Raw genomic sequence first — 21107 nt, 5'->3', positions numbered from 1 at the left:
CGCGCCGCCGAACCTGGGCCGGGCCGACGGCCCGCCGCCGCGCTTCTGGCCTTCGGCCGCCAGCGCGTCGGTGGTAGCCCGCCGGCGGCGCGACATACGACGAAGCCCCGGGCCGCCATGAGTGCTGGCAGATCCGGGGCTAAGTTCGGTCGAGACAAAGGCAGTGCCTCCGGCGGGGCGCTCGGGCACTCCGGGATGGTGGCGCCATCCCGACAACCTTCGTCCGGGCAGAGCCGAGTGGGTGGGGCCTGCCCGGTCAAGGTCGTTCAGCCGTTGGGTGCTCCACCTTGACCGGGCAGGCCCCATCCACTCCACAGGTGTGCGGATGAAGGCCGACGGGATGGCTGAGGGGGCGGACCGCGGACGGACTTGCGGCTATCGTTCACTGCCATGCTTCCTTCGAGTAACGACGCTTGGCCGACTGACGAGGATCTGCGGGCTGCGTACGCGCGCTTCGCGGCACGCATCCCCGGGTATGTGCAGCCAACCGCGTACACGTTGGCGCGCAGGGGGCCGGACGGGCTGACGGTCGGACATCTGAATGGGCCGGGCGGCGAGCACAAACTGCCAGCGGCCGTTCTGGCTTTGGTATGTGGCTACGTCAACGAAACAGGCGTCTTCCGGCTCAGCCGCGACCAGGTGGCCGAAGCGGTCGAACTATTGGCACCGGCCGAAGCCGCCATCCACTGGGAACATCCGAATCTCTGGTCATGGCGCGGATTACTTACCGCTGTCGAGCCCGGCAGTTCCTTTCTTGCCTACTATGTGGCTCCCGGACGTGGGTGATCAGGGAATGAGCCTCATCACTCGGTTCGCCCTCGTTGGCGACCACCTCGACGCCGGATCACACGCGCCAGTCACCCGCGCGATCACTGGGTTGACGGCAACCGAGGGAATGAAGATCGACGCGACATGGATCCCGACGACAGAGGTCGACAACACGCTCGACGGCTTCGACGGGGTCTGGCTCACCGGCAGTCCATACGAGACCGAGGCGGGGGTCATCGCGGCCGCAGGTGCCGCCCGTCGGGCCGGCATCCCCCTCCTGGGAACCTGCGGCGGCCTGCAGTTGGCCGTCATCGAGTTCGCCACGCAGGTAGCCGATATGGCCGAAGAAGACGTCCTGGTCCCACTCTCCTGTTCACTGGGCGGCAACGAGTGCGTTGTCCTCGCAACCAGCGGCTCACTCTTCGAGCGAGCACTGGGCGCGACGCGAACCAGGGAGTACTACCACTGCTCCTACGGCCTCAACCCGGCCACCGCACAAGTGCTGACCGACCATGGGATGCGGTTCACCGGAGTCGACGACGAAGGCATCGTACGAGTCGCCGAACTACCGGAACATCCGTTCTTCCTCGGCACCCTCTTCCAACCAGAACTCGCCACTGGCGCCGAACCTCACCCGATCATTGGGGCGTGGGCCACTGCCGCCAGTAATCGGGCCCGCATGAGGGCAGACCTGTAACGCGGCTCGGCCTACCCGTGGTGCCTCATGGCGACATCGTGGACGGCGGCGCGATAGCTACGGAGCAGGTACAGCAACGAAGTACAGCAACTGACGGCACCAAGCGGGACCACGGTGACCATCTTCAGACCGTCGACCAGCCGCGCCGGACAGCGCGGCGAGCTGATCGTCGACCCGAGGTTCTCTCTGCCTGGGCGGGGCCTCGTGAAGGCGGCGGGAGCGGCCAGCGCCGCCCCAGGGCCCGACACGAACACCGATATCGCCCAAGCCCAGCTTGACTTTCTGGACGCCTGCGGAGACAAGTACGGCGATGGACCCTGGTAGGTACTCGTGATCCGCTCCCCGTGCCGCGTCGGTGCCTCCGCCGCTGCTACTGCGGGGCGAGTGGTGGCGACGACAGGTGGGATGCCATGTGGCGGATCGTCGGCCCGTCGGATTCGTGATAGGCGAGGATGATGTCCGGCTCATGGTCGGCGTCTGTATGGCCCTCGCCCGGCCTCTGGTGGCTAAGACCCCCTCCGTGGTCCGTTGGGGTGCCGACCGTCACGTTGATGTCCACGCGCTCCGCGTCATCGTCTGTCTTCCCGGACGGGCCGCTGCTGACCACGAGCACGGTCGAGCGGTTCTCTTCCGGGCGTGACGGCACGCTGCCGCTGCTTGATGGGTTCGGCTTCGAGACAAGGCTGCGGCATGGCCGGCCGCGGACGTGCAGCGCCTGAGCGAGGTGATCGACGAGGGCTAGGTGTGTATCCGGGCAGGCGACCGCTACACGCAGACCTCTGCCGACCGACGCTGTCACCATCGCATCGGCAATGGTCGCGAGCACCGCCCGCTCCCGCGCGACCGCGGAAAGATCCATCACCATGAGGCCCCCACCCAGCTCGCCGTCGCCGGCGGCTCTGATATCCAAGGATGAGTCGTCCGGATATCGCCGCTTCGCCACCGGCTACCAGTCGCCGGTCCGATTGCCATCCCTGCCGGCAATATCAGCGGAGCCAACCGCTTGCTCGTTACATCGTCCTCTCAGGAACGTCGTCCTGCCGCCGGCGGTTGACTCTCCTGGAACTCCTGCGACTCCCGACTCTGCGTCTGCACGGCCGCCCGCAGCACCGACCTTGCTTTCTGATCTTGTCGGCGTCCGGGGCTCGACCTGCTCTATCGAGTCCGTGCCGCTGGTTTTTCTGCGCTGCGATCGGGGTACGGTCTGCGCAACCCGTCCCCGCTCTGCGGGTTGCTCAAGCATGGGGAGATCAGGGATGACCACGGCGCAGGTGCCCGCGCCAGTCGCGGATCACGCCGAGGACCAACTCAACCGGGAGTTGGCAGACCTGCACGTTCGCGCTAGGCGCGCGATAACGCAGCTGGCCGATATTCACGCGCGCCTTGCAGCGCTCGAGGAGCAGATCCGGCGCCATCAGCAACGCGGATAGATAAGTGTCTGCTCGACCCGAGCGCGCGGGTGCCTGGTGCTGGCCGGCTGCTCATCGCGCGGAAGGCCCCGTTCCTTGGGGGGAACGGAGGCCTCCCTGTGCGCCATGCGGAACCCCGGTGGGCGAGGGGCATACCGCTCCGGCAGGTGGCCGCGCACCTCGACCTCTCAAACCCGTCAGCGGCGCATCGGAGGAACATACTAGGCAGGGTTCCGGGCAGCTGCAGAGGCGGGCACCCGCTTGAACCAGGCCGTGGCAGGCCCTGAAGTGGTCCCACCCGATGTCCCATCACATGCGCTGGTCATCCACCGACTGTACGGTGCCAAGGTGAGCTGGCGTGGCCACGTCGGGGCCGGTGGGGCACCCCGGACGATGTCCGGGGTGCAGTGACTCTATTGTCGGAATCGATCACCGAGGTGGCGGTGACGCGGCTGCGGCACGACGTCGCCGAAGCCGCCGGCGCGGGCGGGCTCGCGGATGACGGGTTGGAGGACTTCGTCTTGGCCGTGCACGAGCTGGTCACCAATGTCGTGCGCCACGGTGGCGGCAGTGGACGGCTCCGCCTACTTTGCGACGCCGTATCCCTGTCCTGTCAGGTCATCGACCATGGTCCCGGAACAGGCAATGTTCCGATCGCGCTGCCGCGCCACGGGACTCTGGGCCACCGGGGCCTGTGGCTGGCCCAGCAGCTCACCGACAGCCTGGTCATCGACAGCGGGCCGCACGGGACGACAGCAACGGTCACCGCCCGCCTCCCCGGCATACAGTCGAGCGGGAACGGATGAGGTGTGGCGTGGAACAGACGTGGCAGTCGGAGACGACGGTGAGCGACGGGACCGCCGTCGTGACGCTGTTCGGCGAACTCGACATCGCCGCAGCCAGCCCGCTGGGGGATGTCCTGCAGGGCGCGATCGCCCTAGCGTCCCGCGTCCAGGTCGACCTGGCGCGGGTCAGCTTCATCGACTCCACCGTGCTGAGCGCGTTCGTCAACGCCCACGGCCGTGCCACGGACATGGGCGTCAGCCTCGCCCTGGTCAAGCCCACCGGCCATGTCCGGCGCGTGCTGGCGATGACCGGGATCCTGCCACTGCTCGCCGAGCCCGACTCCGACGGCTAGACCCGGCGCACCGAATTTCCTGGTCGCTTCCTAAAGCATCGGCAACGCGATAGATGCCTGATGTGGTCGTAGGGTGCCGGACGGAGATCGGGCTATCGGTGGCCGGGCCGCGGGTGGTCAGCGGTAGCAGCGCCAGGCGTACGGGTCGCCGGGATTCGACGTTCGTGCGTAGGCGCCCGAACCGTACGTGTCGCGGCAGGCGACGTCCATGTCGACGGCGGACGTGAGGAGAACCCTCGTGCATTGCCAACGGCCGTCGTTGCGCGGCTGCGCTGAGCTCCCGGCGGCGTGCCGATCGCAGTACCCCTGGGCCATGTTCGCCACGCCATCGTTGCTCGACGGGCCGAGTACGGTCGGACCTGCGCTTCGGGTCTGCGCTGGCGTGGTGGAACGTGTGACCGACGGTGCGGCGCTGGGCGTGACCTTCGGTGTGGTCCTGGGCGTGGTGGAGGAACTGCGCGGGGTCGCGGTGCTTGGCGTCGCCGACGGTATCTCCGGGATGGCCATCGGCTCCTCGGACGCCTCGGGCGAAAGGGTGGCTATCACCAGCGGCGGCGCGCCTTCCCGCTCGTCCGACCCCCAGGTAAATGCCAGAGCGCAGACCAGTACCCCCAACGCGAGCCCGCCGACCGCGATCAGCCAGCGCCGCCGGCTCGCTGGCCGCGGGCGGGCATCAAGCTCCGGGATGTGCAGCACCCGGGTCGGAGAGTCGTCGACCGCCTCGGGTTCCTGCGGGGCGGACCCGCCGTAGCGGTACTCGTTGGGGCCGGCGTAATCGTCGTGCGGGTAATGCTCCTCTCGGGCGGCGTAGCCCATCTCCGGGACGTATGTGTCCTGCAGCGCGGCATACGCGTCCTCGTGGACTGGACCGGCATCGATCGGTCCGTACGGCGCTTGGGCCTGCCGTTCCTCCCACGAGGCCTGCTCGTGCTCGTCGGGCCGGTAGGTCTGGTCGGTCTCGTAGCCCGCCGGTGCGGGTTCGGCCAGTGGGTCGGACCCCCAGTACGCGTGCTCGTCCTGACCGTAGGCCCCGTCGTACTGCTCGTATTCCTCGTACTGCTGGTCTGCCCGGTGCCGTGCGTGCGAGCCTTCCTGCTCCTGCTCCTGCTCCTGCTCCTGCTCCTGCTCCTGCTCCTGCTCCTGCTCCTGCTCCTGCTCCTGCTCCTGCTCCTGGTTCGTGTCCGCGGGCTGGCACGACTCCTCGTACGGGTCCGACGCGTTCTCGCGCCACTGCGGCGCGGCAGCCTCCGGCCACTCGTCGTCAGTGTCGAAGTCGCCTTCTGCTGGCCGCGACAGGTGAGCGATCCAGCTGTCTACGTCACTTGGGCCGTCGTGTACTTGGGCAGCCCCATCGGCGGGGCGAGCGGTCGATCTCTCGGCCACGGTCGCCGGCCTCCTCTGAACGCACAGGTTCGGACAGCTAGCTGACCATACTCACCATCAGCCAAAAGTCCAGCCGGACCATCCCGCGAACAGGCGACAGACCACCTCCGCTGCCGTCCGGGCGTTGCTGGATTGAGCTGGCCAGAACCGATTCCCGCATGCCCGCCCGATCACGCCGTAGGCCCTATCGTCGTTCGCAGACCAGGCCGTCGTCGTTCGGATCGCGGTACCAGGCGTACTCGGGGTCGATGCCCCTGCGTATGGGCCGTAGCCGGCTGCGTTCGCCTCTTTGCACGTGGCGAATCGAGGGTCGGTCGTCGGCGGGGGCGGCGGCTTTGGCCGGGTGGTGGTGGGAGCGGGTGCGGGACTGCTTGTGCGCGTGGCCGTCGGCCTGGCCCGGGGGCGTGCGAACGGTGGTCGCGGGGTCAGCCGGTGTCTCCTCCGCTGCAGGAGGGGTCGGTGTGATCGGTTTCGGCGCGGACGGACTCGGATTGGGGATGCCGTCGACGAAGCGGTTGCCGGGCGTCGTGCTGGCGGTGGGCGCCGCGGTGGGGGAGAGGCCATTGGCCGCCATGATCACTCCGCCGCAGCAGCACAGCCCGACGACGGCAGCGGCGCCGGCGAGCAGCCACGGCAGCGTCTTCCTCTTGGTCTCGGCGGGCGCGGCGAACACGGGCAGGACTGCGGTGTCGTCCAGGGGCACCTCGTGTGCGCGGCCGGGGGACGGTGTAGGTGTCGTCATTGGTGGCGGCTCCTAGCGGGGATGCCCGCGAGTCGACGTAGGGACACGGTCGGAACGTGAGACACACGCCCCGCCACGACCTGGTCATTATCGGCGGCTGGGCGCGATGGCAGTGCCGGGGCCACGGGCCCAGGCTGACGCACGTCGGGCCCATGCGGCAGGCAGAAGGCGTCGTTCACCTACATCGATTTCCGCGCTTTCCTGGTCAAATCAGGCGCGTTGATGTTTGTGCCGTGTCCCGTGTGGTCTTGGGTGGGTTGTACCAGGTGTGACGCCAAAAAAGAGCCATCTTCACAGAAGGCCACCCGGGGTGTGGAAGACACAGCCGATCGGCCTGCGCGGATGGCGTGAACGGTGGGCCGACCGGACGAACGAGCGGCAGCAACGGGCGTACGACGCGGCGCTGGAGGCGTGGCACCAGCCGGACACGAAGCTGCGGCGGCTGCGAGCGGCGGCGTCTGAGTTCAGGGGGTCGGCGGACGCAGCCGCCGGTCTCGCTCTGGAGTTCTTCCCCGACGAGGCCGTCTTCACCGTGCTGCCCGCCGCCGAACTCATCGAGGCGGAGGGGCGCCACATCGCCGGCCTGCCCCAGCCCGAACGGGCGGTCCTGCCCACGCCCAACGGGACCCTCAACCCGGTGCTTGCAGACGGGCTCCACGTGATCGACGCGGGAATGGTGGTCGTGACTAATCGCGCCGTCGTCTTCGTCGGCCACGATGGGTTACGCGAGTGGACCTACGCGCGGCTGAGCGGGCTGGCACACGATCGGCGGGCACCGTTCACCCTGATCCACACGGTCGACGAGCAAAGACTCTCGGGACTGCTGCTGCCGCCGGCCGCCGCCGACGGATTCCGGTTCCACGTGACCCTGGCCTTCGCCGCCGCCATCGGCGAGCGCGCAGCCGTCGTGGCTCAGCTTGACCAGGTGATCGCCGCGCACCAGCATGCGCGGCCCTCGCCGCCGGTCATGCTCACCTCGGATCAGGCCCCACTGACCGCGATCGTCACGGCGGGGAGTCTCGCCATGGTCGCCGGGGTGACAGCCGCCATCTCGGCGATCGCCAATTTCCATGCTCCCGGCGAGCCCGATCAGCCGCGCAGCGCCGTGACGGGTCCCGCCATCGCCGGCGCCGGCTCCGGCTGCACAGCCGCCACCGCGCCGGCGACCGCGTCCGCCGCCGCCGGCCCTGCACCGGGCTCGGGCTCCGCTCATGCCGCCCTACCATCACAGGCCTCCGCGACGTCTGGGAAGCGCATCCCCACCGCGTCTGGAAGAGGGCCCGGGCCACGGCTTGATCGCCGACCGTGACCCGCGCCTTCTTCATACCGTCGAACGCCAGCCGATCTCAGGGCCCGGTGGCGCTCGCCACTCCGCTCTCGTTGACGGCGAACTGTCCGCTCGGGGCGCCGTTGAAGGTTCCACGCGTGATCCACTCGATCAACGCCGCCTTGAACGTGGAATGCGGGCCAGCCCAAGGGGCGCCGATCTTGCCTCCGTAGGGGGTGCCGGAGGTGGGGGTGCAGCGTGTCCCGGAGCAGCCCTCCCACAAGAAGGTGTGGCTTCCGCACGCAATCTTTACCAGAACCTTGTTCGTCATCTGGGCGGCCGTGTAGATGGCGTCCGCGTTCGCCGGCGACGTCGGCGGGAAGTCTTCAAGACCGTGGATGACGAGTGTGGGTGGGGTCAGCTGTGCTGCGACTTCGGTGTTCCAGCCGTAGCTGGAGAAAACGGGACTGCGGGCGACGCCGGTCGGGTGCCCGGCGATGGTCCCGCCCCACTGGGCGCCCACAGGATCCTCCTCCCGGATCTGCGCCGCGACCTGCTCCCGGCTGCCCGGGACCACCCGGCCGGTGCACGCCGCCTCGCGGTCGGCCGGCAGGCTCCCGGGTCCGCCACCGGCGAAGACGTGCAGCGGGAAGGTAGCCAAGCCCGCCTCCGGCGGTTCCTCGGTCGAAAAGCCGAAGAGCGACGCCGCGAACACGACCCGGTTGACCTTGGCGATGTACTGGTCGCTGTGGGGAAGGAGCGGGTTCGGGTTGGCCGCGTACAGCGTCCGGCCGACGAACTGCGCGCCAGCCGAGTAGCCCACCAGGGTTACCTTGCCGTCCGACGGCTGCGCCCGCGCGATGGCGTCGTCGATGACTTGACGGATGTCGCGTACGAAGGTGTCGGTTCGGGCGAACCGGACGTGGCTAGAGTGCGCCCGCAGCTGTCCGCCAAGCGGATTGGTGGACAACGTCGGATCCTGCGCCGCCCCCTGCTGATTGAGGGGGAAGACCGGGACATGCGTGCGGTCGCACCCCACCGGGTTCGAGCAGGTGACGCCGTCCGGGTTGTAGCCGGGCAGGCTTGCGTTGCCCGGATCGTCCAGGCCGTGGGCGAAGCGCGTCGAGCGGCCGTAGCCGAGCAGGTTGGGGGCGAAGGTGTCGATCCCTGCCCGGGCGAGTGCCTTCTGCACGCTGAGCTCGCCGCCTTCGGGGGCGGGCTGTCGCAGGTCGAACGAGGCCGGGCCGTACACGGTGCGGCCGTGGATCAGCACCGCGGCCCGGTTGGGCACCGAGTGGCACTTGCCGTGGGCGTAAACCGGCTGGACGCGATGCACCTGCAGTTCGGCCGGGAGCCCGTCGAACTGCGGGTCGGGCATCAGCCCGGCGGGGACGGTGAAGGGCAGGAAGTGATCGCTGACCTGCACGCCGGTCGGCGCCTTGTCGCAGCCGGCGGCCGACGACGCGGAGGGCGGCGGAGTGAGTACGGCAGCGAGCGCGGTTACTGCGACGATCGTGAATGCCGCCCCTCTGAGTCTTCGCTTTGATTTGGACATGGGGGTCTCCTTAATGGGAGCGCTACGCGCGGTTCGCGTAGTCGTGACACATGGCCGCACCGGCCTAATTGCGAGGGCGGGGCGCGGGCACGTCAGAGCAGGATGAAAAGGGCCGCGACGGCGACCAGCATGCGGGATTTCACATCAGAACGTTCCTGAGACGCGGACTATGCGTTGGATAAGGAACGGTGCCGCTTCCGCAAATCGGGTCGCGATGCGCGCCGAGCGGCATCTGGTGTCACTGCCCTCCGCTGGTTGTGGATACCGCGGAAGGTTGTGTCGACAAGAACTGCGCGAGCGTGTTGACATGATCGTTTGTCAACGATCGTGTCTCTGCTTCTCGGGGTCTTTTACCCGGGCCGCCTAGTTCTGTCGACTCTGAATGCGTCACTGATGGTGCTCGCATGGCGATGCCAAGTCAACGCCTGAACTTTTCACCAACTGGCTGACGGGGTGGCAGCGGCCAAGCGCTACATTCGCGACGAAAATGAGGAGGCTTTGATTTCATAGCCTTCTCTGGTTTCTGGCCCCATGGGCCAAAAATGCCGAAATAGCCCCACGAAAGCTCCATGGTCATGCGAGCTTGCCGGCTCATCGGAGATCTTGTCACGCTACCGTCCGGGTGTCCATATTGAAGGCTCCGTCCGCCGAACGTTGCCCAAGAGGACCAGGCACTGGACCAGCGCAGGGGAAGCGACTCGCAACCGCGGCAATCCGATGCATTCGTTGTGCCTGATCTTCGCCCGGGGCTCGATCCCACTGCCCGCCGATGGCGTGGGAGGGACACGCATGAGTGGCGCCCGCGGTGTCGGCGGACGGGGCTGGAGGGGGTGAGCCCGGCCTGGCGGTGGGAAACGTCGCCAGGTGGGCTGGTGCTACGCCGGCCTGTCGCCCCAATGCTGGCCGCGCCGGTCGACTCGGTGCCCGAGGGGCCGAACCTGGTCAATGAACCGAAGTGGGACGGGTGGCGGGCGCTGGCCTTTCGGGGAGCCTCCGACGTCTACTTGCAGTCGCGGGCCGGCAGGAATCTGACGCCGTACTTCCCGGACATCACCCGAGCGGTGCGGGCCCTCGTCCCGCCCGGTGTGGTGCTCGACGGGAAACTGGTGGTCTGGGAGCGGGGGCGGACGAACGGGCTTGGCGGTACAACCGGAACGTGACACTCAACTTCTGTCGAGAACTGTCGGCCGCCGACTGGATCGCCCATAGCGACCTGCCGTGGCAGCAGCTTGTGGGCCTCGGCCCTGCGGGCTTCGACGCCTACGCGCGGCTTCGGTTCCTGCCCGATCCGACACGCCCCGGCCAAAGCGAGAACGATGTCGACGCGGACTGGCCGGCCGACCAGCTGCCCACCCTTTTCGAGGTGCTGGCCGCCCACACCACGACCCCCGAAGACTGCTACTTCTGCGTCTGGGAAGGCTTCGGCGACGCCGACGTCGCAGCCGACAACGACGCCGTTTACATCGACGAAGAGAACATCGCCCCGCTCGGGCGGCCCGGCGGCCAACCGGGACTGGCGCCCACACCCGCTGCCCCGCCCTCGATGCCGCGGGCACCCAAGGTTGTGGTGCCCAACCGTGCGTACTGGTTGTTTCGAGGGCCGTTAGCCGACGTCGGCGCATGGGACACCGCAGCAGGGTGGCCGGGCCAGCGTCGTCTCAGCAACGCCGAGCCGGCGTTCGCCTGGCCCGCTGATCACGCCTGGTGCGTGGCCAAGGACGTCGATCCGCACTGGGCCGGGATCGGCGGGACTCGGGCGCTGATCAGCCAACTCACCAGCGACCCGCGCCTCGACGTGGTCCCCGCCGACCCCACCCAGGACCAGCCGCTCTACCGATAACAGCCCGTGCTCAGTTGACGAGTGCTTTGCGGCCCCGAAACGTTCACCGGCTGACTGGGCGGCGTACGGCTATGTCCCTGAAAGGCTCGCCTCGCCGGGCAGCTCTTCGACGGCCGTACGCCGGCGCGGCCAGCACCGGCCGACACGCAGCTCGCCGCGCCTTCTTTACAGCCACAGTCTTATCTCACCTCAGTGGAAGCCGGATCGAGCAGGAAGAGGTCTTGGTTCCCGGCATAGCCCTCTACCTCAGCAGTGATGCGAAGCTTCTGCCCCACGCCAATGGTTTCGGGGATGTTCGAACCCGTGAGGCGCAGATCGCTGGTGATGTTGACGTCTCTGAACTGGAAGTTGGGCCCAGTCGCTCCCGAGCCGACGCTATCTCCGGCGAGGACCAAGATGTCGTACCGCGTCTTGTAATCGCCGTGATGGTTCATTGCGGCGATGATGCCATCGAACTTGATGGTTCGGCCCTCGTACTTGACCGCGAACTCCTGGAACAGGTCGTAGTCCTCCACCGCTGCCAAGAGCGCTGCGAGATCCTTGTTGTTCTCCACGGTCAAGACCGCCTCGGCCTTGGGCTCGGCAGACGCACGTGTCGGCGAAGACGCGGCCTCTCCCGGCTCTTGCGCTGCCGGGGCTGCCGTCGTGGTGGCAGCCGGAGACGTCGGCGCGTTCCTCTCGTTGATCGCTCCGATAGTGATGATGATGGCGAGAATGGGGAGCAGACCAACCGCAACCCCAAACCCGACCTTCTGCTCCTTCGTCAGCGGCGGCCTTTGCTTGCTCATAAGTGGATCATAGCCGCGTCCTCAGCGGCTCATCTGCGGCCCTTCCGGCCAGGTGCAACGCCGAGATAGCGCGCTGCGGCCGGTGTGCCGGCCAGGTGCCGAGCAGGCTCCGGACCCGAATCCGTCGTAGGCAAGTGGCAATCCCAGGCGCTCACTCGACATCTCCGTCATCAGGTTCGTTACCCAGTCGAGGTAGTCCTTCAGATGCCGCACCTTGGTCACGCGATCACGACAGTGCCGAGCACCCCAGCGCCGGACGGCTTCGAGATCACCGAGGTCTGACACCGCCGCCGCGGGGCCGCCCATCAAGCATGGTCGCGTGCGCGCCTCTGCCGCCGTCCGCGCGCGGCGCCGCGCCCATCCCGCCGTACGAGCCCCGTGTAGAGCCACCTTGTCTGCAATGGAGTTCTGGTCGCCGAGGGCCTTGGGTGGTTTACGGCAGAGGTTCTGCGATCTGGTGGAGGGTCCGTCCATCAGGTGTCCGATACCAGTTCGGCGGCCAAAGTTGGGCTCGTGGCGGCTGTCCGGTGGCGGCTTCGATGATGTGCCGGATCAGTACGATGATTCGATAGCGTTCCCCATCGGCGGCCCATTTGGCGGGTCCGTTGACGTCGTTGTGCCACTGCACTCGTGCCCGGTCCGGGTCCGTGCCGAGCCATGCGCGAATGCTATCCCGATCTTGGTCGACGAGATCGGGCACGACGATGGCCAACTCAGTGCCGTCCGGTGTGGCACCGCTGGACCGGGGCCGGATCATGAAGTCCTCGGCATCGGGCACGGGCAGCAGTTGCGCGACGGACAGGACCTTCTCACCGGCGGCGGTCTGGTACAGCTGGTAGCGGACCAGCCGGATGTCGATGCCTGCTTCGTACAGAAACAGGGCGGTGTTCGTGACAGTCGGCCCGAAGTCGGCGGCCAGCTACGGGTGCGGCCGCATCCGTATCGCCGCGCAGAGCCTGGAGGAGGAGGTGGCCGCGACGGGCCCTAGCCCGGCTGGCCTCGTCGAAGGTGCGGGCCCGGCTGGAGCGCGCCGTCGGCGCGGCGATGAAGGGCGAAGAGACGATGCAGGAGGTCCTGCAGGCGATCGAGGACCGGCTGGTCGAGGCCGGGCAGGCGTACGCGAAGCGGGAAATCAGCCTGGTGACGCTAACGGCGATCGAGGCCGAGACGAAGCGCGAGCAGAAGGCGGTGCGCGAGCGGATCGCTCAGGCGCAGCGGTTGCAGGCGCTGCCGGCGATGACGCCGGAGGGCCTGGCCGAGTGGTGGGTCGACGCGCTGCTGGAGCGGCGGCGAGAGCTGCTGGCGCTCGTCCTGGACCGAATCATCGTGAAGCCGGCGACCCGCGCCGGGCAGGTGCAGCTCGATGTCGACAGGCTTGAGTTCGTCTGGAAGTGACAGGCAGAGGCTGGTGTGGAGCCGGAGGCAGTCCGGCGAATTCGAGGAGGCCAGGCACCTACTTGGTGTGCTCCTGCAGGTTGTCAACTGGTCCTGCCGTCCATCAGACGGCGTAGCGCCTGCCCGGCCGTGGGGAAGGCGAGGCGCAGTGTGTGTCCGGCGAGCCACACCGCCCAACTGGTGAGGGCGACGAGGTACCCGACGATAAGCGCCCCGTTGGTGTCGTTGGTGAAGACGATGGCGTAGCCGATCCCGAGGCCGGGTGCCGTCACGGTGCGGATGGTGCGGCTTCGGCTGGCGGTGAGGGCGGTGGCGACGCCGAGGAGCGCGGCTCCGGCGCTGCCGATGAGGCCGGGCATGCCGGTCAGGTCGACGGGTGGGGTGATCGTGAGTGCTGCCCGCATGAGGTAGGTGCCGGTGGTGGCGATGGCGGCGTGCAGGATCGCCGGCCGGGTGCGCGCGAGCCAGGCGGGAAGGGCGTTGGCGGGGATCCGGGGTGCGGTCGCGGCGATGACGGCGGCGCAGACGGCGAGGGGTAGCGCCGAGCCGAGGGTCCATTTCAGGTACGGGCTGTAGTCGTAGTGGACGGAGGTGCCGGTGGCGAGGCCGTAGAGGCCGGCGGTGACTGCGCCGCCGACGGCGGCGGCGAGGTATCCGCGTCGGATGAGGCTGCCGGTTGCGGGTTCGGGGGTTGCGGTGGTGTGTGTGCCGGCGAGCCAGGTGGTGGGGGCGAGGTGCGCCACGGCGAATGCCGTGAGCATTGCGAGCGCGCCGGCGGCGCCTAGTTGCGGTAGGGAGGTGCGGACACCGACGACCCGCAGGAATGTGGTCGTGATGTCCGCGGTGAAGATGGCTTGAAGGAGCAGGGTGAGGGAGCAGGCGCCGAGCAGGAGGGCGCTGGTCAGGTCCCTGATGCGGAGTCGGACCCGTGGTAGGTGGGTGTTGGCGGCGGTGGGTGTGTGGTGGTGTGGTGCCGTGAGCGTCAGGGCGCCGTCGGCGAGGGCGTGGAACTGGTCGGCGAGGACTACCGGGGTGAGGCCGGTGGCTGTGGTGAGCTGGTCTTGGAGGCCGGGTACTGCTTCGGCTTGGCGGAGGATGACGCGGCTGAGGTGTTGGCTGTCGATGTCGGCCGCGTCGAGGGTGTCCTGGACCGCATCGTGAACCGTGTCGAGGAGGGGTTGCGCGGCGATGGCGACGTCGTCGTGGGTGATGACCGCGGGGTTGCGGGGTGCGGGGAGCAGCACCGGCGCGCGCTCCTGGGTTATCAGGAGCTGTCTGGCCTGGCGGACGGATTCCAGTAGCGCCGAGCTGTCCGGGTGCTGCGGGGGTTGAGCTATCTCGTCTCTCAGCGGGTCGTCGACCTCGGTGGCGGCGTCGACGATTCGTTGGGCGAGAACGTGGTTGAGGTCGCGGGGTAGGTCGATCGATCGGGTCGCCAGCTCGCGGTATCCGTCGGCGTTTGTTTGAAGGATGGTCAGGGTGACCGGATGGCGGTCGGCCTGGCAGATCAGAAGGCAGGAGCCGTCAGGTGCGGTGAGCCCGTGGGCTGTGGTGTAGGCGGCGAGGGCTGCTGGTGCGGTGACCATGGCCGGGGCGGGCAGGCTGGCCCGGGCTGCCGCATGGGCGAGTTGTGTCCGGCGGCGGGGTCCCCAGTTCGGTGGGATGGTCACGGTGAGGGCGGTGATTGGCTCACCGGCCTGACGGGCGGCCTGGTCGGCGACATGCCACAGCTGTGCGGCGAGCAGTTGCACGCCGTCGATCGGCTGGTCGGCCTCTGGTCTGCCGAGCAGCTCCAGCGGGTCGCCAACGAACTGGTGGTTCGCCGGCGGCTGGGACGCTGGGGGCGCTCCGACGTGGACGTGGCCGGTGGGGTCGAGGGCGACGCCGTGCGGCATGACGAGGTGACCGTTGAGCATGACGGGGATCCGGGCGCCGTGTCGGTCGATGGTGGCGGCGATGGCCGACGAGTTGAGGTCGATGGATAGCCGGATGCCCCCGTTTGGCATGTGCGGCAGTCTCTCCCGGCGGGGGAGTGGATCGTCAACCCCAGTCCCGCGCAGTGATCCCTCGTGCGCGTATGGTGAGAATCCTTCTACGCGAGGTGGCCATCGACAGTCATTCTCGTGTATGCGGGGGAAGGTCAGCGTCGGCGCGGGTGGAGGCGAGAGAGTGCCGCAGGATTCGGGGGACAAAGCGAATCGGCTGGCCGAGTATGCGCGTCCCACGGTCTATGCGCCGCACGGGTCGTCATCGCGTCGGCCGCAAGGGCGGCGGTCGGTGGCCGTGGTCCGGGTAATCCGCGCCGTCGTGGGTGCCCTGATCTTCCTGGTCGGCGTGCCTGGGCTGCTCTGGATCGTCGCTGGTAACCCTGTGCGGCGGCTTCCGATGTGGCCGCAGATCGTCGCCTGGCTCGACGAGCCGAGCGGCCGGTTCACCCCTAACGTTCTTGGGGGCGCGGCCGTCTGGGTGCTGTGGCTGCTGTGGGCCGTGTTCGCGCTGCTCCTGGTCGCCGAGCTGTTCGCGGTGTTGACCCGGTGGCGGATCCCGGCGCTGCGGCTTCCGGCACCGCTGCACCGGCTCGTGTTCGGCCTGGCCGGCACCGCCGCTATCGCCGTCACCTCCGTCGGATCCCTCAACGTAGGGGAGGGCGGTGACAGGTCTGCGGCCGTCGTCGCCTCCGCTGAAGGCGGTGGTGTGATTCCTCGGCAAGCGGTCGCGCGAGGGCCTGCGCTGATCCGGGTCGCAGACACCCGCTACGTCTACACCGTCGAGCGGCACGACACCCTGTCGAGAATCGCTAAGGAGTGGCTCGGCGATGCGGACAGGTGGCCGGAGATCTGCCGCCTGAACAAGCACCGCCACTTCCACCGAATCGGCGGTACCCTGCGCGACTGCAACCTCATTTACCCCGGCTGGGAGCTGCGGCTCCCCGCCGGCGCCCGCCCACCGGAGACCGCCACACCGGCGACCCTGCCCGTACCGCCCGCGCCATCACCCACGACCGCGGCCCCGTCGGCATCGCCAACTACTGCCTCAGACTCGCCGAGTCCTGCCGTGCCGCCCGCCACGCCCGATCAGGAAGCAGCACCAATCCCCAGCAGCACGGCATCGGCGACCCCGAGCGCCGTAGAGTCCACCTCGCCGACCCCGATAGCCACCGCCACCGCCACCGCGGCGGCGACGCGGTCCGCCTCGCCAGCCGCGGGCGACACACAAGGCTCGACCGCGGCAACTGACGAGCACGGGGTGCGGCTATCGCCGTCAAATTGGCTGCCCTGGTCACTTGCCGCAGCGATCAGCGCCGCCGCCGCGCTGGTCTGGGCGCAACGCCGCCGCAGATACACCGGCGAGCCCGACGCCGACCCACCCACGCAACTGCCACCGCCAGTACTCCAGCTACGCCGCGCCGTGGCCCGCAACCCCGAACTGCCGCAACCGGACGACCACCACGGCGAGCCGCCCGCATTCGTGCCCGACCTCGCGCCGCTGCCGCCCGGTGGAACCGGCATCGTCGGCGACGGCGCCCACGCCGCGGCCCGCGCCGCCCTGGTCGCAGTCCTGGCGTCCGGCGACCCGCACCACCCCGACGCACGCGGCGAAGTCATCATCGACGCCGCCACCCTGGAAACACTGCTCGGCCCCGACGCGGCGGCACTCGGCCGGTGGCCACGGCTGCACATCGCCGACAGCACGGGTGACCTGCTCGCCGTGATGGAAGCCAAACTCCTGCACCGCAGCCGCATCCTCGACGAACACGCCCTCACGGACCTGGACACCCCGCGCCAGCAGACCCCCGACGAGGAACCGCTGCCGCCGATCATGCTCATCACCCACACCCCGCCCGCGGGCGCCCGCATGCGCGCCAAGACCGCACTCGCCCTCGGCGCCGACCTGCACGTCTCCGCCCTGCTGCTCGGCGAATGGACCCACGGCCCTACCGTCGAGGTAGGCCCCGACGGCCACGCGACACTCGCGTCCGGCCAAGCGGCCGAGCCGATGCCACCGTGCCTGCCCGTACTCGACCACGACACGGCCATTCAGATCCTCACGACCCTGCGGGAAGCGCAGACCGGGGAACCGCCGGCTGTCGCGTCACCCGCTGTATCGGTCGCGGTCGTCCCACTGCACACCAACCGAACCGACACCAAGCCCGAGGACCAGCCTGCCCCGGTCACCAAGCCGCACGACGCGACCACCCGCAAAGCACAGCTCCGGGTGCTCGGCGAGCCGCGGATCGACAACATCGCCCAACCCGGCCGGCCACTGCGCGCCAAGGCCCTCGAACTCGCCGTGTTCCTCGCCTGCCACCCCGACGGAGTCACCACCCGCGACATCGGCGAATACCTCGAACCCGACGCCCGCCTCAGCCAAGCCGACCAACGCGTCCACACCAACACCAGCAACCTGCGACACGTCCTCGGCCGCGCCGGCACCGCAGACACCAAAAACGCCTACGTCATCAAAACCGCAGGACGCTACCGACTCGACCCAGCCACCGTCGACGTCGACGTCTGGACACTTCGCGACCTCCTGCGCACCGCGGCCATCGCCACCGGCCCACGCCGCCGCGACCTGCTCACCGCCGCCTGTGACCTCTACACCGCGCCACTGGCCGACGGCCACGACTACGAATGGCTCCAACCACACCGCGAAGCCGTACGCCGGTGGGGAACCGAAGCCCACCTGCTGCTCGCCGACGACCTCATCGACAGCGACCCGCAGGCCGCATCCGACCTGCTCGACAAGGCCATCAACCTGGACCACTACAACGAAGCCCTCTACACCCGCGCCATGCACGCCCGCCACGCCCTCGGCGACGCAGACGGCGTCCCTGCCCTACTACGCGCCCTCACCAAAGTCCTCACCGACCTCGACGCCGAACCTGAAGAAGAGACCATCGCCCTGGCCACCCGGCTCCATGGCAGCGTGGCCGAAAAATGAGCACGACTGACACTGCCTCGGAACTGGGCACGGGCCGACGCCAGATCCAAGCGACGAGCAGTGACCATCAGTGGCGGAGTGCCCGACGGCAGGGCCGCGGGCGGCCGGGCCGGCGAACCGGCACCCGACCGCCCGCGTTCTGATCGCTGGCGAACCTACAGGTCCAGGGGCTCGATCCAGATGTTGCGGTACTGGACCGGGTTGCCGTGATCCTGCAGCCGGATGGCACCCGTCGCCGGGCCTTCGGGCCGGCTGCTGCCGGTCGGGCCGAGGATCTCGACCTCGTCCTGCACCTTCACGCCGTTCCAGACCACCGTGACGCGCGGGTTCTCGACCTTCTTGCCGGCCGCGTCGTAGCGGGCCTGCCGGTAGACGATGTCGTACGTCTGCCAGGTCTCGGGCGGCAGCGCCGCGTTCACGTCCGGGGCCTTCTGGTTGTAGATGGCCGCGGCGTCGTTCTTCTGGGGCGGGTCGATGCCGAACGAGTCCAGTATCTGGATCTCGTAGCGGTCCTGCAGGAACACGCCGCTGTTGGCGCGCGCCTGGCCGGTCACGTCCGGCGGGTACAGCGGCAGGTTGAACTCGAGGTGCAGGCGGAAGTCCCCGAAGGCCTGCAACGTGCGCAGGTCACCGTTGCGCACCGTCGTGGCGCCGTCGGCGACGGTCCAGGTCGGTTCGCGTCCGTCGGTGTGTTGCCATTCGGTGAGCTCGCGTCCGCTGAACAGCGTGATGCGCTTGCCGTGGGGCCGCACCGCGAGCACGTCGAGATTCACGTGTCCGGAGTCCGCGGCCTCCTTGCGGTACTCGACCACGTTGCGCCCCTTGTTCAGCGGCACGGTGGTGGTGACCGTCCCCCATTCCTCCCAGGTCACGGTCGAGGGGAAGATCGTCTGCTCGACGCGTTCGCCGTTGACGTAGAAACTCAGCTGTTTCTGCCCGGAGTAGGGGTTCGGGCCGTTGCTGTAGCGCATCGCCAGGTCGTAGCTGCCGCTCTCGCCGACGTCGACGGAGATCCGGGTTGACGAGCCGTTCTCGGTGAACCCGGCGGCGAAGCCCGCGCCGGAGTAGGCGGCGTGGTCGGTGGCCATACCGACCGCGACTGTTCGGCCCTCTTCGGCCTCGAAGAATGTCTGCGGTTGCACCACGCGGCCCGGGATCTCGTTGAGCGTGTACCAGGCCTCAGTGTTCCACAGCTCCTCGCCGCCGGCGGAGGAGAACGGACGCGGGGAGCGCACGTGCACCACGCGGTTCTCCTTCAGGCCCGGGATCTGCAGCTTGACCGTGCGGCCGTCGGCCGACAGCTCGGCCTTGGCCACCTTGAGCGTCTCCAGTTCGAGCTTCGGACCGCCGTACTGGCTCGTGGCGCCGTAGCGCCACTGCTCCACCTGGTACGCGTCGGCGAGCTGCTGCGCGGTCTCGGCAGACAGCGGCTCGGTGTACTCCAGCTCGAATCCGACATGCGACGCGCGCATCTGCTTGACCTCGAAGACCGAGGTGCCGTTGGGTGTCAGCTTCTGCAGGCCGTAGGTGAGCTTGCCCTCCTGGCCCCAGTTGCCGCCGGCGCCCAGGCCGCCGACGTAGAGCGCGCCGTCGGGGCCGAGGGTCACCTCGTTGATGCCGGACTCCAGGCCCTGCGTGTGCCGGAACACGGCGCCCTGGTACTGCCCCTCGATCTCTTCCAGGAAGACGCGTTGCAGGCCGCCGTAGGTCACGTCACCGACGACCAGCTGCCCCGCGTACGGCCCCTGCTTCAGCAGCACCGGCGTGGACGGCGAGTTGGCGATCTCGTTCTGTGGCAGCCAGACGATGGGACGGGTCACCGCCTTGTCGTCATACGGGCCCGCGGGGGTGGTGTAGTGGTTGTAGAACGCCCCTTGCTTGATCTGGACCAGCTTGTTCGCGGGCAGCCAGCCTCCCTGGTTGTCGGTGACGAGGACCTCGCCGCGCGGTCCCCAGCCGATGCCGTTGGGGGTGCGCAGGCCGCCGGCGACGTACGTGATCTCGCCGGTCGCGGCGTTCACCTTGATCGACGTGCCGCGGTTGCGCGCCGGCTGGGGCACGGTGGTGGCGCCACCAAGATTGATGGCGACTGACAGGTTGAGATAGAAGTACCCGTCCCGGTAGAGCAGGCCGAACGCGAACTCGTGGAAGTTGCCGCCCCACGGCCAGGTTGCCACTGTCCGGTAGTCATCGGCGACGCCGTCGCGGTCGGTGTCGCGCAGGGCGGTCAGCTCGTGCTTCTGGCTGACGTAGACGGTGCCGTCGACCACCGCCACTCCCTGCGGCTCGCGCAGCCCTTGCGCGAACTTGCGGTAGGTGACCTGTTCGGGGCCGGTCTTGCCGGTGACGCCCTCGACCAGGTAGACCTCGCCGGTCGCGTTGTCGGTGCCGCCCCAGGTCGAGATCACCAGGTCGCCGTCGGACAGGAAGGCCATGCCGGTGACCTGCGGCTTGAAGCCTTCGGGGCGCAGGTCGGTGAGCGTGTAGCCGGGGTGCACCCGATCCAGGGGAAGGCCGTCTCCCGCCGAGTCGGTCGCACCCTCGCAGTACTTCCATCCAGGGGCGGTGACGCGTACGACGTCGGCCTCGGTGCTCAACGCGGAGGTCGGCACGAGTTCGAATCCGCTCGCGCCCGGGGGACGCCACTCCAGCCGCAGCACCTGGCCGCCGCCGTTCTCGAAGAACTCGACGAACAACGGGTGCGGGCCGGCGGTCAGGGTGAGCGACCCTTCCTTGGAGGTCTCGCCGTGCAGACCGTCGTGATCGACGACGAGTTTGTCGTCGATCGTCAGGCGCGACCCGTCGTCGCTGGTGAGGCGGAACGTGTACTCCCCGTCGGTGGGCACGGTGAGGTTGGCGATGGCGTGGCTGATGAACCGGTCGGACAGGCCGAACTCGTCGGTGCTGGTCCAGTTGATCTGCGGCATCAGCTTGTCGACGTTCGGAGTCTGTGCGGGTTTGAGGGTGCACAGCGCCGACAGTGGTACGCCCATGTCGTATGAGCGCAGGGTGACGCCGGGTTCCTGGGGCGGGACGTCGGCGTTGACGGGCGCCGCCGCGGACGGGGTGACGGGGACGGCAGCGAGCAGGGTCGCCAAAGCGGCACCTGCGGCCGCGAGCGCGGCTCTCCGGCGTCGGTGCCGGCCGTTCGGTGCGGTCATGGTTCCTCCTGGTGCGAGTGGTG

The 21107-nt window shown here is 68.7% G+C and carries 19 protein-coding genes; 9 read left to right on the top strand and 10 right to left on the bottom strand.

Annotated features, from left to right (window positions below; genetic code table 11):
- The first annotated feature begins 390 nt into the window (after positions 1-390).
- Together Q2K19_RS31795 and Q2K19_RS31790 are read left to right on the top strand one after the other, a co-directional pair.
- Positions 391-786, top strand: a complete 396-nt coding sequence (locus tag Q2K19_RS31795; RefSeq protein ID WP_302766036.1) for a hypothetical protein — start codon at positions 391-393, stop codon at positions 784-786.
- Between the two features lie 7 nt (positions 787-793).
- Entirely contained in the window at positions 794-1465 is a 672-nt protein-coding gene (locus tag Q2K19_RS31790; protein ID WP_302766035.1) for a glutamine amidotransferase-related protein, read from the top strand.
- A 370-nt stretch (positions 1466-1835) separates the two neighbouring features.
- Here Q2K19_RS31790 and Q2K19_RS31785 read toward each other — a convergent pair whose 3' ends face one another.
- Both Q2K19_RS31785 and Q2K19_RS31780 read right to left on the bottom strand, forming a co-directional pair.
- Positions 1836-2330, bottom strand: a complete 495-nt coding sequence (locus Q2K19_RS31785; RefSeq protein ID WP_302766034.1) for a hypothetical protein — start codon at positions 2328-2330, stop codon at positions 1836-1838.
- A gap of 385 nt (positions 2331-2715) precedes the next feature.
- Complete coding sequence (locus Q2K19_RS31780) at positions 2716-2880, bottom strand: hypothetical protein (RefSeq protein ID WP_302766033.1); 165 nt, start codon at positions 2878-2880, stop codon at positions 2716-2718.
- 401 nt (positions 2881-3281) lie between these two features.
- Here Q2K19_RS31780 and Q2K19_RS31775 point away from each other — a divergent pair, with 401 nt between their 5' ends.
- Entirely contained in the window at positions 3282-3680 is a 399-nt protein-coding gene (locus tag Q2K19_RS31775; protein WP_302766032.1) for an ATP-binding protein, read from the top strand.
- An 8-nt stretch (positions 3681-3688) separates the two neighbouring features.
- The gene (locus Q2K19_RS31770) at positions 3689-4012 is read left to right on the top strand and encodes an STAS domain-containing protein (protein ID WP_302766031.1); all 324 of its coding nucleotides are present in this window, start codon (positions 3689-3691) and stop codon (positions 4010-4012) included.
- Positions 4013-4129: 117 nt separating this feature from the next.
- Here Q2K19_RS31770 and Q2K19_RS31765 read toward each other — a convergent pair whose 3' ends face one another.
- Both Q2K19_RS31765 and Q2K19_RS31760 read right to left on the bottom strand, forming a co-directional pair.
- Positions 4130-5395, bottom strand: a complete 1266-nt coding sequence (locus Q2K19_RS31765; RefSeq protein ID WP_302766030.1) for a RodZ family helix-turn-helix domain-containing protein — start codon at positions 5393-5395, stop codon at positions 4130-4132.
- Positions 5396-5579: 184 nt separating this feature from the next.
- A complete protein-coding gene (locus Q2K19_RS31760; protein WP_302766029.1) occupies positions 5580-6098 on the bottom strand; it encodes an excalibur calcium-binding domain-containing protein in 519 nt (172 codons plus the stop codon).
- Positions 6099-6669: 571 nt separating this feature from the next.
- Here Q2K19_RS31760 and Q2K19_RS31755 point away from each other — a divergent pair.
- On the top strand, positions 6670-7446 hold the full coding sequence (locus tag Q2K19_RS31755) for a hypothetical protein (RefSeq protein WP_302766027.1): 777 nt from the start codon (positions 6670-6672) through the stop codon (positions 7444-7446).
- 37 nt (positions 7447-7483) lie between these two features.
- Here Q2K19_RS31755 and Q2K19_RS31750 read toward each other — a convergent pair whose 3' ends face one another.
- Positions 7484-8959: an alpha/beta hydrolase family protein gene (locus tag Q2K19_RS31750; RefSeq protein WP_302766025.1), complete on the bottom strand. Its 1476-nt coding sequence runs from the start codon at positions 8957-8959 to the stop codon at positions 7484-7486.
- Between the two features lie 896 nt (positions 8960-9855).
- On the opposite strand from Q2K19_RS31750, the gene Q2K19_RS31745 reads away from it, so the two are divergent.
- The gene (locus tag Q2K19_RS31745) at positions 9856-10119 is read left to right on the top strand and encodes an ATP-dependent DNA ligase (RefSeq protein ID WP_302766023.1); all 264 of its coding nucleotides are present in this window, start codon (positions 9856-9858) and stop codon (positions 10117-10119) included.
- Positions 10116-10799, top strand: coding sequence for a hypothetical protein (locus tag Q2K19_RS31740; RefSeq protein ID WP_302766021.1), 684 nt, complete (start codon positions 10116-10118; stop codon positions 10797-10799). The genes Q2K19_RS31745 and Q2K19_RS31740 overlap by 4 nt, the downstream gene beginning before the upstream one ends.
- 179 nt (positions 10800-10978) lie before the next feature.
- Here the strand turns inward: Q2K19_RS31740 and Q2K19_RS31735 are convergent, their stop codons facing one another.
- The 3 genes from Q2K19_RS31735 to Q2K19_RS31725 all read right to left on the bottom strand — a co-directional run bounded on the left by Q2K19_RS31735 (position 10979) and on the right by Q2K19_RS31725 (position 12365).
- A complete protein-coding gene (locus Q2K19_RS31735) occupies positions 10979-11587 on the bottom strand; it encodes a DUF4839 domain-containing protein (protein WP_302766020.1) in 609 nt (202 codons plus the stop codon).
- A 21-nt stretch (positions 11588-11608) separates the two neighbouring features.
- On the bottom strand, positions 11609-11809 hold the full coding sequence (locus Q2K19_RS31730) for a hypothetical protein (protein ID WP_302766019.1): 201 nt from the start codon (positions 11807-11809) through the stop codon (positions 11609-11611).
- A 211-nt stretch (positions 11810-12020) separates the two neighbouring features.
- Positions 12021-12365: a hypothetical protein gene (locus Q2K19_RS31725; RefSeq protein ID WP_302766017.1), complete on the bottom strand. Its 345-nt coding sequence runs from the start codon at positions 12363-12365 to the stop codon at positions 12021-12023.
- 230 nt (positions 12366-12595) lie between these two features.
- Between Q2K19_RS31725 and Q2K19_RS31720 the strand changes: the two genes are divergently transcribed.
- On the top strand, positions 12596-12982 hold the full coding sequence (locus Q2K19_RS31720; RefSeq protein WP_302766015.1) for a hypothetical protein: 387 nt from the start codon (positions 12596-12598) through the stop codon (positions 12980-12982).
- 83 nt (positions 12983-13065) lie between these two features.
- On the opposite strand, the gene Q2K19_RS31715 is transcribed toward Q2K19_RS31720, so the two are convergent.
- Positions 13066-14988, bottom strand: coding sequence for an Hsp70 family protein (locus Q2K19_RS31715; protein ID WP_302766014.1), 1923 nt, complete (start codon positions 14986-14988; stop codon positions 13066-13068).
- 271 nt (positions 14989-15259) lie between these two features.
- Between Q2K19_RS31715 and Q2K19_RS31710 the strand changes: the two genes are divergently transcribed.
- Positions 15260-17923, top strand: a complete 2664-nt coding sequence (locus Q2K19_RS31710; protein ID WP_302766013.1) for a LysM peptidoglycan-binding domain-containing protein — start codon at positions 15260-15262, stop codon at positions 17921-17923.
- A gap of 155 nt (positions 17924-18078) precedes the next feature.
- On the opposite strand, the gene Q2K19_RS31705 is transcribed toward Q2K19_RS31710, so the two are convergent.
- The gene (locus Q2K19_RS31705; protein WP_302766012.1) at positions 18079-21084 is read right to left on the bottom strand and encodes a family 16 glycoside hydrolase; all 3006 of its coding nucleotides are present in this window, start codon (positions 21082-21084) and stop codon (positions 18079-18081) included.
- Between the last annotated feature and the right edge of the window lie 23 nt (positions 21085-21107).

Origin of the sequence: Micromonospora sp. NBRC 110009 (assembly GCF_030518795.1) — a bacterium.
Classification (GTDB): Bacteria; Actinomycetota; Actinomycetes; order Mycobacteriales; family Micromonosporaceae; genus Micromonospora.
Note: the sequence above shows the minus strand (reverse complement) of the source record. Positions and strands in the feature narration are given on the sequence as shown.